The organism is Ignavibacteriota bacterium, from assembly GCA_016716225.1.
In the GTDB taxonomy this organism is placed as follows: Bacteria; Bacteroidota; Ignavibacteria; order Ignavibacteriales; family Melioribacteraceae.
The window spans coordinates 2,173,765-2,190,651 of sequence record JADJWT010000001.1; the positions used below are offsets into that span (position 1 = coordinate 2,173,765).

The window sequence follows — 16,887 nt, forward strand, 5'->3', positions numbered from 1 at the left end:
AGAATTTTGAAAGTATTTTTTGATTATCAAATATTTTCCTTGCAAAAATATGGTGGAATTTCCAGATATTTTTTTGAGCTTATGAATCACTTTTCAAAATCTGAAGAAATTAATTTTGAACTTCCAATTTACTTTTCAAATAATCAATATTTAAGAAATGCAGAATTCGTTAAGGTAAAATCTTTTTTCCCTAATTTAAAACTAGGTATAAAAAATTATTATACTCGATATTTAAATTCAATTAATTTTAAAATGAGTGTGGATTTTGCAAATAATCAAAATTATGATGTAATGCATCCGACATACTATAATTCATATTTTCTGAAATCAATTAAAAAAAAACCTTACGTAATTACAGTGCATGATTTGACTTATGAAAAATTTCCAAATTTACTAAAGAACTCTGATACCGAAACAAAAAGGGAAATTTATAATTCAGCCAGAAAAATTATAGCAGTTTCGCAAAACACAAAAGAAGATTTATTAAAGTTTTACAAAATCAAAGATGAAAAGATTTGTGTAATTTATCATGGTAATTCATTATTGGTCAATAATGATGATTTAAATAACAGGAAAATAGATTTACCAGAAAAGTATTTACTATTTGTTGGCAAAAGAAATAATTACAAAAATTTTTTGAATTTTGTAAAAACTATATCCCCATTGATGAATGAAGATCGCAAATTATTTGTTGTTTGTGCTGGTGATGAATATTTTAAACCAAATGAAAAAAAAATATTTCATGAACTAAATATTGTAAATCAAATTAAGCATATTAAAATTGATAATGATATTCAATTAATTCAGTTGTATAAATCGGCAATAGCTTTTGTGTATCCCTCACTTTATGAGGGATTTGGAATTCCAATTCTTGAAGCATTTGCGTGTGATTGTCCGGTGATTGCAAGTAATAATTCTTCGCTTCCGGAAATTGCAATAGATGCAGCAATTTATTTTGATCCGCAAAACAATAATGATATGAGAGAAAAAATTTCTGAGGTAATTAGAAATATTGACATTCGAAATCAAATAATTAATCGCGGAAGAAAAAGATTAGAATATTTTAGTTGGCAAAAAACAGCAAATGAAACAAAGAAAGTTTACGAAAGTGTAATATAAAATTATGACTGCTGATTATAAAATTTCAATAATGACAGTATGTAAAAATTCCAGCCGAACAATTGAGAAATCAATAAAAAGTGTTGTTGAGCAAAATTATAAAAATATTGAATACATAATTGTGGACGGGGCTTCTGATGATAACACACTTGAAATTATAAATAAATATAAAAATACGATTGCAAAAATTATTTCAGAAAAGGACAGTGGAATTTACAATGCAATGAATAAAGCATTGGATTTTGCAACCGGTGATTTTTTATTTTTCCTAAATGCAGATGATAATTTGTACTCACCAAAATCAATTCAAAATTTTGTTAATAATGTATCGGAAAATATTTTTAAGAATAATGATATTTTCTACGGCGATGTAATTATTAAAGAAAATGAAAAAATTGTTAATCATTGGAAGAGTTCGCCGGTTTCAAAGTTTTCAATTTTTAGAGGATCAATTCCTCATCCGGCAACATTTTATAAAAAAGGCAGTTTTGAAAAATGTGGTAAATTTGATGAGAGTTTTAAATTGGCTGCGGACTATGAATGGTTTATGCGCGCATTGATAAAATATAATTTAAAATTTTATTACTTCGGTGAAATTATTTCAGAGTTCTATAAAGGCGGAGTTTCTACTAAAAAGAATTACGCTAAATTAATTAAAACTGAAAAACAGCAAGCACGAAAAAAATACTATTCTGATATTGAAAGATTATATTATAACTTTCGGTGGCGATTGAAAAAAATATTTAATATTTAATAAGCTCTTAATTTTTTATAGATGGAAGATTTTTCGGTTATAATTATTGTTTATAATAAAGTTGAATTACTGAGAAAATCATTAATTTCTATTAATCATCAATCTCTAATTCCTAAAGAAGTTATCATTACTGATGATGGTTCTGAAGATAATATTATTGCAGGAATTAGTGATCTTATTCCATCATTTAAATTTGAATTAAAATTTATTAAGCAACCTCATAATGGTTTCAGAGCTGCCAAAGCAAGAAACAATGCAATCAAAATTGCAACTTGTGAAAAAATTATTTTCTATGATCAAGATATTATTTCTACAAAAAACTATGTTAAAACCTTTATTGAAAATCTGAATGAAAATAAATTTATTGTTTCGTATCCAATTAGATTAACGGAAAGTCAATCAATAAATATTGATGAAAATAAAATTGTGAATTTTGATTTTTCTAACGATTTATTTATCAAACAAAAATTAAAAATTAAGCAACAATTCCTAGAAGATGGTTATGCTTATTTAATGAAGAAAAATAAATTAATTAGAAAAGGTGTAAAATTACGTGCCGGAGTTTTTGCAACTAGAAAATCAGATTTAATTTTGGTTAATGGATTTGATGAAAATTATTCGGATGGTGGTAGAGAAGATGATGATTTGGGGAATAGATTAAATGCAATAAATATTATTGGTTTCAATCCATTTTGGAATGAATATCCTTTACATTTGTTCCATTTGCCAAATTACCAAAGCGAAAAAAAAATTAATAACAATTATTATAAAAATCGTAAAATTGAAATTTCAAACGGATTAGTAAAATGTGAATTTGGTTTGGATAATCCAAAAGGTGAAGATAAAGTTGCTGTTTTGCAATTAAAATAATATGAATAAAAATAATTTATCTGTTGTGATAATTACACATAATGAAGAATCAAACATTGAACGATGTTTGAAATCTTTATTTTGGGTTAATGAAATTATTATAGTTGATTCATATTCTACTGATAAAACAATTGAAATTTGTAAAAAATATAATTGCAAAATATTTCAGACTGAATGGAAAGGATTTGGGAAAACAAAAAAATATGCAGTTGAAAATTCTACTAATGATTGGATTTTATCAATAGATTCCGATGAAGTTGTAACAGAGCAACTAAAAAATAAGATTGAAGAAATTTTAATAAATCCAAAATTTAATGGATATAATATAAAACGAAAATCTTTTTATCTTGGTAAAGAAATTAAACATTGCGGTTGGGATAAAGATTTTCCGTTAAGATTATTCAGTAAAAAACATGGAAATTTTAATGAGGATTTAGTTCATGAATCAGTTGTTTTAAGTGGTGAAAAAACGAAAATATTTGAACCGCTACTTCATTATACTTATCCTACAATAAGTCTGCATATTAATAAAATGAATCGCTACACTGATTTATCAGTAATTAAAATCGGCGATAAAAAATATTCAATTTTAAGTTCATTATTTTTTGGAATAAATAAATTTCTTAAAATGTATTTTTTGCAGAAAGGTTTTCGTGATGGAAAGATTGGATTTATTCTTAGCATTCATTCTGCGTTTGGTGTTTATCTTAAGTACATAAAAATTTGGCAAAAGAATAATGAAAATTCTCCACATTGATACCGAAAAATATTGGCGTGGCGGTCAGCAGCAAGTTTTATATCTTCATGAAGGTTTAGTAAAACGCGGAATTGATTCAATACTAATTTGTAATAAAAATTCAGAATTGAAAAAAATTTGTATTGAAAAAAAACTCCCCTTCATTGAAATAAATATTTTTGGAGAACTAGATATTCTTTCTGCCTATAAAATCTCTAAAATTTGTAAAAAAACAAATGTTGATATTATCCAATCCCACTCGGCACATTCTCAAACAATAGCAATTTTTGTGAAATTATTTTCACCTAAATTGAAACTTATTGCAGTAAGAAGAGTTGATTTTAATATTAACAAAAACGTTTTAAGCAAGTTAAAATATAGTACAAGTAAAATTGATAAAATAATTTGTATTTCGGGATTTATAAAAAAAGTTTTATTGGAAGATGGAATTAGCGATAATAAATTATTAACAATTAGAAGCGGTACTGATATAAATAAATTTGATAACTTTATTGCTGATGAAAAATTTTCTAAATCTTTGAAGGAAAATTCAAATGCATTTTTAATTGGAACAGTTGCGGCATTTGTCGGACACAAAGATTATCCCAATCTCTTAAGAGCTTTTAAATTAGTTAAAGAGAAAATTAATGATACAAAATTATGTATTGTTGGTGATGGGCCACAAAAATATGAAATTGAAAATCTTGCAAAAGAATTAAAAATTATTGATGATATAATTTTCGTCGGATTTCAAAAAGAAATTGGAAAGTACCTTAAAGTATTTGATATATTTGTGTTATCATCAAAGAAAGAAGGATTAGGAACATCTATAATTGATGCAATGTCTATCGGACTTCCAGTTATTGCTACAAATACTGGAGGAATTCCGGAGCTAATAAAAAGCTATCACAATGGAATTTTAGTTGAACCTAAAAATCCAAGCCAACTTGCTAAAGCAATTTTTGAAGTTATTGCAAATTCTGATCTTAGAAAAAGTATTTCTGAAAATGCAAAAAAAGAAGTAGTTAATTTTTCAATTGAAAATAATATTGAACAATATTTAAAACTTTACAATGAGTTACTTTTAAAATAAAATGCCAAAATTACAATTAAGTGAAAAAGAAAAAAAAAGTATCAAAAAAATTCTTGTTATACAAACGGCATTTATTGGTGATGCAATTTTAAGTACTCCAATTTTAAGAGAAATAAAAAAAATATATCCAACTTCAAAACTTGATATTTTGGTAATTCCTCAAACAAGTAATTTGTTTAAGCATAATCCGCACATTAGTAAAATTATTGAGTTTGATAAACGTGAAAAATTAACACGGATATTTTCTTTCTTTAAAGTTCTAAAAATAGTTTTTATAGAAAAATATGATGCTGTAATTTCAATTCAAAGTTCGTTTACATCTTCAATCATAATGTTAATCGGAAGAATAAAAATTAGAATTGGTTATCCGCGACAAAAATTACTTACTCATACAATTAATTTGATTAAAGGATTGCATTTAAGGAAGCGTGTTTTAAAGTTATTAGAACCTTTTGGTGATTTTATTTTTAACGATGAAACTGAATTATTTTGGAGTGAACAGGAAGAAAAAAAAATAGATATGTTGTTAAATAGGTCAGATGGAATATTTAGACTTGGAATAGCTCCAAGCTCTGCACAATTTACAAAACAATGGCCTAAAGAATATTTTAAAGAATTAATAAAATTATTGAGCAATCATAATTTAGAAATATTTTTAATTGGCGGAAAAGAAGACAAGTTATTGTGTAACGAAATTGCAGAAATAAATGCAGCAAAAATTAAAAATTTAGCTGGAGAATTATCTCTCCTTGAATCAGCAGCATTAATTAAAAATATGAATTTAATTTTATCAAATGACAGCGCACCGATGCACATTGCAAACGCGGTAAAAACAGATGTTATTGCTATATTTGGTCCGACAGTTAAAAATTTTGGATTTTATCCATACAGAGAAAATGATAAAATATTGGAAGTTGAATTAGATTGCCGTCCTTGCGGAAAACACGGTGGAAGCAAATGCCCGTTGGATCATTTTAAATGTATGCTTGAATTAAAACCAGAATTTGTTTATCAAAAAATAAAAGAAAAATTAACTTAGTATGATAGAATTGGATAAAATTGATTTTTCTAAAATAATTTTACTTACTGGAAAAAATAATTTTTTTGGTCAAACCAGAAAACCTTGGGTAAGTATGGATACTCAAAAAATTAATAAGCAACTTATTGAAAATGATTTTAAAGTTGAAACTTACGAGTTCCAGAAAGTTGTAAACAATAATATTGAAATTATAAATTCAATAATATTTTATACTTTTAGTCAGAATGAAAACGTTAGAAATTACATAAAAGATTTAATCTATCATCTTAGCAAGTTTAATAATCTAATTATTCCTTCATATGATTTACTTTTGTGCCATGAAAATAAAGGTTATCAAGAACTATATCGAAAGCAATTATATTTAGATTCACTTAAAAGTTTTTATTTTAATGATAAATCTGAAATAGATTTTTCCCAATTATTTTATCCAATTGTCTTAAAGCATGTAAATGGGTCGAATGGTAAAAATGTTTTCCTTGTAAATAATAAAGAAGAGCTAAAAACAAAACTTGATAAGTTTGAAAAAATTGGAATATTTACAAAATTAGATTTACTCCGAAGAAAATACTTTAGAAAGAAAAAACATTATAAGCTTTATCCAAATTACAGTAATGAAATTGATTACATAGAATACAAAGAATATGTAACCGAAAGAGATAATTTTATTCTGCAAGAATTTATTCCAAATCTGAAAGCTGATTATAGAGTTTTAATAATTTATGATAAATATTTTATAACTAAAAGACACAATAGAGATAATGATTTTAGAGCAAGCGGTGCAAAGAAATTCGATTTCAATTTTGAAGTAAATAAAGATCTTCTAAGTTATGCAAAATCCTTTTATGAAAAATTCGATTCTCCGTTTTTATCAATAGACATTTGCGAATCAAATAATAAATTTTATACTTTCGAATTTCAAGCATTACATTTTGGTATAAATGTTTTTGTGTATTCCAAAGGTTATTACTACTATAAAAATAATGAATGGAATTTTGTAGATAATAAAAATTCAATTGAAAATGAAATTGTATACGGATTAACAAAATTCATTAATTCAAAAAAAGCAAATTAAGAAATGGTATTTTCAGAAATATTTTTAAAAATTCCTTATACAATTGCTTGGCACCTAACAAATTCAAGAAATAATCCTTTTCCGATTGTTTTTTATTGCTCTGATTTTATTGACTATGAAATTTTTGAACCACTCTTAAATTATTTCCCAGAAGTATCTATAGCTTCCAAAAATAGAAATGTTCAAGAAAAACTTTTTGAACATGGCGTTTCCTCAATACTGTGGCCAGTTTATCCGGAAGTTGTAATTATGGCAAGACATTCTTTACATATGTTTCCCGTAAAAAACATTATTAAAATCGGTTTGCGGCATGGAGCTTATAATTTTAAGAATTTTATTGGAAAAGAAAAATATAACAAATTTGATTTGTACTTTTTTACTTCGCAGACAGAATTAATCGAAGCAAAGGAAATGGGAATTAAAAATGGTGAAATCGGCGGATTTCCCAAAATAGATATTTTACATAATGATTCGATTACAAAAGAAGAATTAGAAAAGTTAAAATCAAAATTTAATTTTAATAATAATAAACCAATAATTTTATTTTCAGCAACATGGAATAAATCGAAATTATCTGCAATTGAAAAGTGGTATGACAAACTAAATCTTTTAACAAATAATTATAATATTTTAGTTACTGTTCATTCGTTCACAGAAAAAAAAATTGTTGAGAAAATAAAATCCACACCAAAAATTTATTTTATAGAAGATGAAAAAACAGCACCGTATTTATTACTTGCAGACGTTTTAATTGGAGATTCATCATCAATAATTGCTGAATATTGTACTTTAGATAAACCTATAATTACCTTCAGAATTGATGAAAAAGAAAGACTTACAAATAAAATTGTTACAATGTTAAACGAAATATCTTTTAGAGTAAATTCATTTGAAGAATTATCTGAAATTTTGCCGAATGTTTTATTAAATAGCAATCTGCATTCGGAAAAAAGAAAATATTATTCAAATATTATGATTAATAAATTTGATGGAAATTCAGCAAAAATTATGGCTGAGAAAATTAAAGTATTTCTTGAACAAAAGGGAATTTTCATAAAATAGATTTTTGCCATCAATTTGTATTGCTATTAAGCTTTGCCTATTTTTACATATCACACTAAATAACTAATAAATTTGAATACCTATAAAAGAATTTTAACCTTTGTAATTCCTTTCTGGAAACACTTAATTGTAACAATTATTTCTGTAATTTTATTTTCACTTCTTCATGGAGCAACTGTATATTTAACTATACCTTTGCTTGATACACTTTTTCAACAAAAAGAAATTACTGCTGCTAAAATTGAAAAAACGCAGATAGAAGAAAAAAGTAATATTCTTCCAAATTGGATAAATGAAGAATTGGAATCAATATCCAAAACTTTCCATAAATTTATTTTTGCCGGAGAAACAAGCGATGTTTTATTTAGAATATGTTTGCTAATTCTTCTTTCTTTTTTAGGTAAAAGTATTTTCTCATACATTCAAGAATATTTTCTTGCATATGTTCAACAAGGAATAATAAAAAATATTAGAGATGCTGCTTATAAACATTTGCATAAACTTCCAATGAGTTTTTTTAAAAATGAAAAAACCGGTGATTTGATTTCAAGAATTACAAATGATGTTTACATAATGGAAGCGAGTTTATCTTCGGTGTTTTTTTCACTTTTCCGTGAACCACTTACACTTGTAATATTTGTAATTATTGCTGTTTCAATCAGCTGGAAATTATTTGTAATCTCATTATTAATTCTTCCATTCTCAATCTTAATTATTGTTTGGCTTGGAAAAAGATTAAGAAAACAATCAAAAATTCTTCAAGGTCAAATGGGAAATTTAACAACCATTTTACAAGAAACTTTGAGTGGAATTAAAATTGTAAAAGCCTTTGGAATGGAAAAATATGAGAATGAAAAATTTGTTTCAGAAACAAGAAGATTCTTTAAAACTTTTTTAAAGAAAGCTCGAATTCAAAATATTGCTTCGCCAGCGACTGAATTTATTGCAGTTTCAGTTGGTGTAGTAATTATTTATTATGGCGGATTATTAGTGCTTGAACAAAAATCATTAAGAGCAAGTGAATTTTTAACATTCTTGTTTGCAGTTTTTCAAATGATTCCTATCCTCAAAACAATTGCAACTGTAAATAATAAAATTCAAGAATCAATCGCCGCTGGTGATAGAATTTTTGAAATTATTGATACCGAACCAAAAATTAAAAATGTCGAAAACCCAATAGAGATCAATGGTTTTAGTGAAAATATAGAATTTCAAAATGTAACATTTAAGTATGATGATTCGGATGAAATTATATTAGATAATATTTCACTAAAAGTTAACAAAGGTGAAATCATTGCACTTGTTGGCGGAAGTGGTGCGGGAAAAACTACTTTTGTTGATTTGATACCAAGATTTTATGATCCAACTTCCGGCAGAATTTTTATTGATGGAAATGATACAAAATTAATCTCGCTGGAAAGCTTACGAAAATTAATGGGAATTGTAACGCAAGAAACAGTTTTATTTAATGAATCGATAAAAAAAAATATTGCTTATGGATTAAAAGATTTTCCAGTGGAAAAAATTATTGAAGTTGCAAAAATCGCAAATGCACATAATTTTATTGAAGATATGCCTAACAAATATGAAACTGTAATTGGGGAGCATGGTACAAAAATTTCCGGCGGACAAAGGCAAAGATTATCAATTGCGCGCGCACTTTTGAAAAATCCACCAATTATGATTTTTGATGAAGCAACTTCGGCGCTTGATAATGAATCGGAAATGTTAGTTCAAGAAGCAATAGAAAGACTTATGGCAGAACGTACAACATTTGTTATTGCACATAGATTAAGTACAATAAGAAATGCAAGCAGAATTTTAGTTTTAGATAAAGGTAAAATTGTTCAGCAAGGAAAACATCAAGAATTATTAAATGATGAAAATGGTTTATATAAAAAGTTATATGAACTTCAATTCAGAAATTTAGAATAAAATTAAAATAGAAGATCATAAAATGATTGTTGGAATAACACCAAACTATCAGAAAAAAGAAATATTATTATTTCTTAAAGAATTTATAAATAAACTATCTGAAGCTAATTTAGATTTTGCAATAAGTAATTCTGTATTAAAAGCTCAAAATGAATTGGAAATTAATTGGGAAAATTTCTCATTATACAGTGATGAAGAATTATCGAAAAAATGTGATGTAATAATTTCAATCGGCGGCGATGGTACTTTACTGCACACAGCATTTCATGCAAGATTTACGCAAACTCCAATTATCGGATTAAACTTTGGCAAACTTGGATTTTTAACCGAATATGATTCAGATAGAATTGATGAATTAATTTCGAATATTAAAAAAGAAAATTTAATAATTGAAAAAAGAAATACACTTCACGGAAAATGTTTATCAGAAGAAGGTGAAACATTTTACGCAATAAATGATATTGTTATTGATCGTGGTAAATATCCCAAAATGATTGAAATAACAATTGAAATTGATAACGAACACGTAAGCACTTTTTCTGCAGATGGAATTATAATTGCAACTCCAACCGGTTCAACCGGATATTCTTTATCAACCGGCGGACCAATTGTAAATCCTCAAACTCATGCAATTACACTTAGTCCTATTTCTCCGCATACGTTAACAATGCGACCTTTAGTTATATCAAGCAATCAAAAAGTTATAATAAAAGCTTTTTCTCCGTTTCAAAATGTACAAGTAATTTGCGATGGGCAAAGAGTAAGTTATTTAAAACCAACAGCAGTTCTTGAAATTACAAAAAGTGATTTTGATTTAAATTTAGTACACAGTTCACATAAACATTATTTTGAAATTTTAAGAAAAAAACTATATTGGGGAATTGATATCAGAAATACAAATAATTAACGGAATATTTATGAAATTAATTTTATTCTTTTTTATTACGTCATCATTATTTGCACAAAATTATAAATTGGTTGAAGATGTGAAATCAAAAAAAATAATGCTAATTGGAATTTCAACTCGTGAAGCATTTGAAGATTCAAATTTTGCAGGTTGGTTTAATGTGGAATATAAAAATTATCTAGTTGATACAAATTTAATTAATAATTTAAAATCTGAAATTGTTGGGAAAAAAATAAAAATCGTTTTAGGAACTTGGTGCAGCGATAGCAGAAGGGAAGTGCCACGATTCTTTAAAATCCTTGATTCTATTGGCTTTTGTGATGATAATTTAACTATCATAAATGTAGATAGAACTAAAAATGGATTAACAAATGAAACCGTAGATTTAAATATTGAATTTGTTCCAACATTTATTATTTTAGAAGATGATGAAGAAATTGGAAGAATAATTGAAACACCGAATGAAACTTTAGAAAAAGATTTATTTGAAATTATTGATTGAAAAATTATCCAATTGTTGCATAACGTAAATTTTCTGAATAATAATCTTTTAGTTTTTTCTTAATCATAAAATGTTTTGGATCTTTTAAACTATTATCATTTGCAACAATATTAAATGCATCATTTTTTGCTTTAATTAAAATTTGCTGATCAGCAACTAAATCCGCAAAAACTAAATTGGGGAACCCGCTTTGCATTTTACCAAAAATATCGCCAGGTCCGCGAAGTTTCAAATCAATCTCAGATAATTCAAATCCGCTTGAATATTTTACCATTGCATTCAATCTAATTTTTGATTTGTGGAAATCAATTTGTGCTTTTGACAAATAATCAAAATTAAAATTAAAGTTTTTTGTTTTTGCTGATAAATCATTTTTTGTAACTAAAATACAATATGCTTGCTTTGTACCTCTACCAACTCTTCCTCTTAATTGATGAAGTTGAGAAAGTCCAAATCTTTCCGCATCATTTATAATAATAATATTTGCATCTGGAATATCAATTCCAACTTCTATAACCGTTGTAGAAATCAGCACGTCAAATTCTTTATTTTTAAATCTGTGCATAGTTTCGTCTTTTTCTTTCCAACTCATTCTTCCATGAAGTAATCCTAATTTTAATTTTTGAAGATATGAAGACCTTAATTTATCATAATAAACTTCTGCGGCTTTTAATTCCATTTTCTCTGATTCTTCAACTAACGGAAATACAATAAATGATTGATATCCTTCATTATGCTTATCAATTACAAAATTATAAATTTCAGGTAAACTATTTTCACCTCTCAAAACAGTTTTTATTTCAATTCTGTTTTTTGGAAGTTCTTCAATAATTGATAAATCCAAATCTCCATATAACGTCATTGTTAAAGTTCGCGGAATTGGAGTTGCAGTCATTATTAATACATCCGGTGAAATGCCTTTCGTTATTAGCTTTCCGCGGTGTGCAACTCCAAAACGATGCTGTTCGTCAATAATAACTAATCCAATTTTTGCAAATTCAACATTTTCTTCAATTAAAGCATGAGTTCCAATAATTATATTGCAGTTTCCATTTTTTATTGATTCAAGAATATTATCCTTTTCACTTTTTTTTGTTCCACCGATTAATAGTTCAATTCGGAAATTAAAATTCTTCAATAATTCCATAATTGTTAAAAAATGCTGTTGAGCAAGTATTTCCGTTGGTGCCATAATTACAGCTTGATAATTATTACTAACTGCAATCAGCATACTTATTATTGCAACAATTGTTTTTCCACTTCCAACATCACCTTGAAGAAGTCTATTCATTGGTTTTGTTTCTGTCATATCAAGTTTTATTTCATGCAAAACTTTTAACTGATCTTTTGTTAATTCAAATGGAAGATTGCTTAAAAATTTTTTAATAGTATCAGCATGAATTAAAAATGATATCCCCTTAATATTACTAATGAATTTATATTTTCTAATTGCTACCAAAGTTTCGATGAAAAACAATTCTTCATATTTAAATCTATTTTTAGCAAGATCGAGTTTTTCTAGATTTTCTGGAAAATGAATATTTTTTACCGCATATTTTAATTGCATTAAATTATTTTCGGAAATAATATTTTCCGGAAGTGTTTCTGAAATTAAATCTGAATAATCATCAACTGCTTGTTTAATAATTCGCCTTAATCCGATATCACCAATATTTTTATCCTTTAATTCTTTTGGAATTGTATAGAATGGAATTACTTTTCCGGTGTTTACAAAATCATTAGTTTCGTCAATGCTGAATTTATCAAAATCCGGATGCGTGAATTGAAGATTTCCATATTTTGTTAAAACCGGTTTTGAAGAAATAGCATAGTATTCATCAACTTTAAAATATGTTTTAAAATATTTTATTCCTTTAAACCAAACACATTCAAACAATCCGCTATTGTCTTTTAAAATAACTTTGAAAATTTGTTTCTTGCCATAATTTATAAATTCGGAATCAATAACTTTTCCAACAATTGTAACCTCACCATCATAACCATTCACAACTAATTGAGAAACTTTAACAGCACTTAAAATTTTTGTTCTGTCTAAATATTTTGAGGGGAAATAAAAAAGTAAATTTTCTATAGTTTTTATTCCAAGCAGATTAAAAGATTCTGATCTTTTAGGACCAACTCCGCTAAGAAATTGAATTGAATCTGATATTTGTTTGGTTTGCATATTTTTATCGGAGGGAAATTATAAATTATTTAATGTTCCGATTTCATATCTCTTGCCATTAATTCATAAGTTGCTTTCTTAGGATCTTTATCAAGAAAAAGTGCGCTAAATACTGCATCAACAATTGGTGTAGCAACATTATGTTTTCTTGCTAATTCATACGTCGATTGACAAGTTGCAACTCCTTCTGCCACCATCTGCATTGAGTTAAGAATAGCTTTTAATTTTTTCCCGGAACCAATTTGTTCACCAACATATCTATTGCGACTGTATTTACTCATGCAGGTTACAATTAAATCTCCAACACCGGAAAGTCCGGAAAATGTTTCCGGTCTAGCACCCATTTCAATTCCAATTCTGGAAATTTCAGCAATTCCTCTTGTCATAATTGCAGCTTTGGTATTATCGCCAAATTTTGCACCGTCAACCATTCCGGCGCCTATTGCAATAACATTTTTTAAAGCTCCACCTAATTCAACACCAATAATATCTGTTGAATAATAAACTCTAAAATATGAAGTAGTAAAAGCGGCTTGAATTTGCTGGGCAGTTTCAATATCACTTGATGCAGAAACAACTGCTGTTGGAATTTTTAATGCAACTTCTTCAGCATGACTTGGTCCAGAAAGCACGCCAATATTTCTATTTTCAATACTTGGAATTTCATCTTTAATAATTTGTGAAACCGTAAAAAGTGTTTTCTGTTCAATTCCTTTTGCAACACTTATAAATGTTGTATCATCAAAATCAAAACTTTTAATACTTTTTAAAACACCTCTTATAAATTGTGAAGGAATTGCAAGAACAATCATGTGTTGATTAATGCATCCTTCTTTAAGAGAATTCGTAATATTTATTTCTTTAGGAATTTTTACTTTTGGGAGATAAATCTTATTCTCACGAGTTCTTTTAAGTGTTTTGTAATAACCTCTTTTGTATTCCCAAAGAGTTACGTCATGACCGTTGGATTGAAGAATAATTGAAAGAGCCGTTCCCCAGCTTCCAGCTCCTAATACTGAAATTCGCATTAATTATTTAATTTTTTTTTGAATAGTGAAATTTTGTTTTCACTTCCTTTTATTAATCTATCAACATTTGCTCGATGAGTGTAAATAACTAACAAAGCTAAAGCAATTACAAATGGTAAGATATTATGGTAGCTTGGAATATCAACACCAAAAATATTTTCTCTAATGATCATGATTAAGGGAACAGAAACTGCTGCTGACATTGAAGCTAAAGAAATATATTTTGAAAAATAGACGACAATTAAAAATACACCTAAAGCCATTATCATATCTAAAGTAACAATTGAAACTAAAACGCCTAATCCGGTTGCAATTCCTTTTCCACCTTTGAATCCTGCAAATATTGTCCAAATATGTCCGATTACGGCAGAAATTCCTGCAATAATTTGAATCAATGTAAAATCATCAAATGGAGTATTATTTGGGAAAGGAAAATTACCAAAGTATAATCTTGAAATAAAAACTACAGCAATTACACCTTTGAATGCATCTAAAATAATTGTTAAAACTCCATATTTTTTACCAAGTACGCGAGAAACATTCGTTCCACCTGCATTTCCACTTCCAAAATTGCGTACATCAACACCTTTAACAAGTTTTGTTAAGATTATGCTTATTGGTATTGATCCAACTAAATATGATAAAACAATTATAAAAAGAAGATTTGGCATATTCTCCTCAAAAATTTATTCAAGATATTGAATTACATAATTATTTTCAATAGCAAAAATTGATATGTAAATAAAAAAGTTAAGAAAAATTTTTAATTAATTTTTCTACTAAATCTAGATCGTTGTTTTCAGTTACTTTAAAATTTGTAAATTCACCGTTAACAATTTTCACATCAAATCCTGCGTTTTTAACAAGCATCGATTCATCCGTTGCCATGAAATTTTGTTTTATAGCAATATTAAAAGCTTTGATTAATATTTTAAATCTAAAAATTTGTGGAGTTTGAGCATAATAAATTTTTGATCTATCTTCATAATTTTCTACAATTTCATTTCCGCTGATTAGTGTATCTCTTGCTCTAATTGCAATTACAATACTATCGAATTTTTCAGCTACTTTTAAAGAATTCTTAAGCAGTGATTGAGATAAAAGTGGACGAGCAGCATCGTGAACGAGAATTAAATCCTCATCATGAAATTTTTTTGAAGTTAATCCATTGTAAACTGAATTTTGTCTTTCTTTTCCACCTTCAATTATTTTTGAGATTTTTGTGATATTATATTTTTCTTTAAGTGAAAGTAGAAATTCAAAATATTTTTTTTCTGCTGGGATTATAATTTCATCAATTTCATTACAATTTTGAAATATTTCAAATGTGTAAACAATTAACTCTTTCCCCAAAACCTTAACGTATTGTTTTGGAATTGGGGAATTAAATCTTGAGCCTGAACCAGCAGAAGGAATTATAACAATATTGCTCATTATAAAATCAGCATTGCATCACCGTAACTTAAGAATCTATATTTTTCTTTTAATGCTTTTTTATAATTTTTCATTACTTCATCATAACCGCCGAAAGCAGCAGCAAGCATTAATAAAGTAGATTCCGGTTGGTGGAAATTGGTGATAAGTTTTTTTGTTATTTTGAATTCGTAAGGTGGAAAAATAAATTTATCAGTCCAGCCATAATTTGGTTTAACAAAACCTTCTGCTGTAACACTACTTTCTAAAGCTCTTGTTGCACTAGTTCCAACAACAAACACATTCTTTTTTGCTTTTAGAGCTTCATTAATTGTTGTAGCAGTTTCTTCCGGAATTTCAAAATATTCTGAATCCATTTTATGTTTTGTTAAATCTTCAACTTCAACAGGTCTGAAAGTTCCTAATCCAATATGTAGAGTAACTGGAACAATATTTACACCTTTTTTCTTAATTTTTTTAATTAACTCAGCGGTAAAATGTAAACCGGCTGTAGGAGCAGCTACTGATCCATCGGTTTCTGCAAAAAGTGTTTGATAATCATCTCTGTCAGTTTTTTCTGTTGCTCTCTTTATATATGGCGGAAGTGGAGTTTGTCCAATTTTTTCAATTGCCTTATAAATATCATCACCATCATAATTGATTCTAACGGTTCTACCTCTAGAGGTTGTATTATCAATAACTTCGCACCAAAGTTTATCATTGAAATAGATTCTATTTCCAATTCTTACTTTTCTTGCCGGATCAACAATTACATCCCAAATTTTTTCTTCTCTATTTAACTCACGTAAAACAAAAACCTCAATCTTTGCATTTGTTCTTTCTTTTTGCCCGAATAACCTTGCCTGCATAACTTTTGTATTATTCACAACAAGAACATCACCCTTCGCCATATAATCAGAAATATCTTTAAATTGCTTATGCTCAACATTTGTGGTTTCTCTTTTAAAAACCATCATCTTTGCAGTATCTCTTGGTTTAACCGGATATTTAGCAATTGACGGTTTTGGCAAAGTGTATTTAAAATCAGATAATTTCATTTATTCTCCTATATCATAAAATTATTGCTAATTAAATCTAATTAGTTTTAATCTATAATTATTATTTATTAAAACAACTAACCAAACTTATAAAGCTTGGTTAGTAAATTTTAG

Annotated in this window: 16 protein-coding genes; 11 read left to right on the forward strand and 5 right to left on the reverse strand. The window is 27.1% G+C overall.

Annotated elements, in window-relative coordinates; translation table 11 throughout:
* Positions 1 to 6 precede the first annotated feature (6 nt).
* The 11 genes from IPM32_09555 (at position 7) to IPM32_09605 (ending at position 11,089) form a co-directional block, all read left to right on the forward strand.
* Positions 7 to 1,119 carry a glycosyltransferase family 4 protein gene (locus tag IPM32_09555; GenBank protein ID MBK8945499.1) on the forward strand — a complete coding sequence of 371 codons (1,113 nt, stop codon included), beginning with the start codon at positions 7 to 9 and terminating at the stop codon, positions 1,117 to 1,119.
* 4 nt (positions 1,120 to 1,123) lie between these two features.
* Positions 1,124 to 1,873 carry a glycosyltransferase gene (locus IPM32_09560; protein ID MBK8945500.1) on the forward strand — a complete coding sequence of 250 codons (750 nt, stop codon included), beginning with the start codon at positions 1,124 to 1,126 and terminating at the stop codon, positions 1,871 to 1,873.
* Between the two features lie 21 nt (positions 1,874 to 1,894).
* On the forward strand, positions 1,895 to 2,743 hold the full coding sequence (locus IPM32_09565) for a glycosyltransferase (protein ID MBK8945501.1): 849 nt from the start codon (positions 1,895 to 1,897) through the stop codon (positions 2,741 to 2,743).
* A 1-nt stretch (position 2,744) separates the two neighbouring features.
* Complete coding sequence (locus IPM32_09570; GenBank protein ID MBK8945502.1) at positions 2,745 to 3,500, forward strand: glycosyltransferase family 2 protein; 756 nt, start codon at positions 2,745 to 2,747, stop codon at positions 3,498 to 3,500.
* On the forward strand, positions 3,481 to 4,572 hold the full coding sequence (locus IPM32_09575; protein MBK8945503.1) for a glycosyltransferase family 4 protein: 1,092 nt from the start codon (positions 3,481 to 3,483) through the stop codon (positions 4,570 to 4,572). Before IPM32_09570 ends, IPM32_09575 begins: the two co-directional genes overlap by 20 nt.
* Position 4,573: 1 nt before the next feature.
* Positions 4,574 to 5,611 (forward strand): lipopolysaccharide heptosyltransferase II, encoded by a 1,038-nt coding sequence (gene waaF / locus IPM32_09580; GenBank protein ID MBK8945504.1) that lies wholly within the window; start codon positions 4,574 to 4,576, stop codon positions 5,609 to 5,611.
* Between the two features lies 1 nt (position 5,612).
* Entirely contained in the window at positions 5,613 to 6,683 is a 1,071-nt protein-coding gene (locus IPM32_09585; protein ID MBK8945505.1) for a hypothetical protein, read from the forward strand.
* A gap of 3 nt (positions 6,684 to 6,686) precedes the next feature.
* Positions 6,687 to 7,745: a CDP-glycerol glycerophosphotransferase family protein gene (locus tag IPM32_09590; protein ID MBK8945506.1), complete on the forward strand. Its 1,059-nt coding sequence runs from the start codon at positions 6,687 to 6,689 to the stop codon at positions 7,743 to 7,745.
* 72 nt (positions 7,746 to 7,817) lie between these two features.
* Entirely contained in the window at positions 7,818 to 9,680 is a 1,863-nt protein-coding gene (locus IPM32_09595) for an ABC transporter ATP-binding protein (GenBank protein MBK8945507.1), read from the forward strand.
* A gap of 22 nt (positions 9,681 to 9,702) precedes the next feature.
* Complete coding sequence (locus IPM32_09600; GenBank protein ID MBK8945508.1) at positions 9,703 to 10,587, forward strand: NAD(+)/NADH kinase; 885 nt, start codon at positions 9,703 to 9,705, stop codon at positions 10,585 to 10,587.
* Positions 10,588 to 10,597: 10 nt separating this feature from the next.
* Positions 10,598 to 11,089: a thioredoxin gene (locus IPM32_09605; GenBank protein MBK8945509.1), complete on the forward strand. Its 492-nt coding sequence runs from the start codon at positions 10,598 to 10,600 to the stop codon at positions 11,087 to 11,089.
* Between the two features lie 4 nt (positions 11,090 to 11,093).
* Here IPM32_09605 and recG read toward each other — a convergent pair whose 3' ends face one another.
* The 5 genes from recG to queA form a co-directional block, all read right to left on the reverse strand.
* Positions 11,094 to 13,274: an ATP-dependent DNA helicase RecG gene (gene recG, locus IPM32_09610; protein ID MBK8945510.1), complete on the reverse strand. Its 2,181-nt coding sequence runs from the start codon at positions 13,272 to 13,274 to the stop codon at positions 11,094 to 11,096.
* A 29-nt stretch (positions 13,275 to 13,303) separates the two neighbouring features.
* On the reverse strand, positions 13,304 to 14,302 hold the full coding sequence (locus IPM32_09615) for an NAD(P)H-dependent glycerol-3-phosphate dehydrogenase (GenBank protein ID MBK8945511.1): 999 nt from the start codon (positions 14,300 to 14,302) through the stop codon (positions 13,304 to 13,306).
* On the reverse strand, positions 14,302 to 14,973 hold the full coding sequence (gene plsY / locus IPM32_09620; GenBank protein ID MBK8945512.1) for a glycerol-3-phosphate 1-O-acyltransferase PlsY: 672 nt from the start codon (positions 14,971 to 14,973) through the stop codon (positions 14,302 to 14,304). The genes IPM32_09615 and plsY overlap by 1 nt, the downstream gene beginning before the upstream one ends.
* 79 nt (positions 14,974 to 15,052) lie before the next feature.
* Positions 15,053 to 15,736, reverse strand: coding sequence for a 2-C-methyl-D-erythritol 4-phosphate cytidylyltransferase (gene ispD, locus IPM32_09625; GenBank protein ID MBK8945513.1), 684 nt, complete (start codon positions 15,734 to 15,736; stop codon positions 15,053 to 15,055).
* Entirely contained in the window at positions 15,736 to 16,773 is a 1,038-nt protein-coding gene (gene queA / locus IPM32_09630) for a tRNA preQ1(34) S-adenosylmethionine ribosyltransferase-isomerase QueA (protein MBK8945514.1), read from the reverse strand. The genes ispD and queA overlap by 1 nt, the downstream gene beginning before the upstream one ends.
* Positions 16,774 to 16,887: the final 114 nt, after the last annotated feature.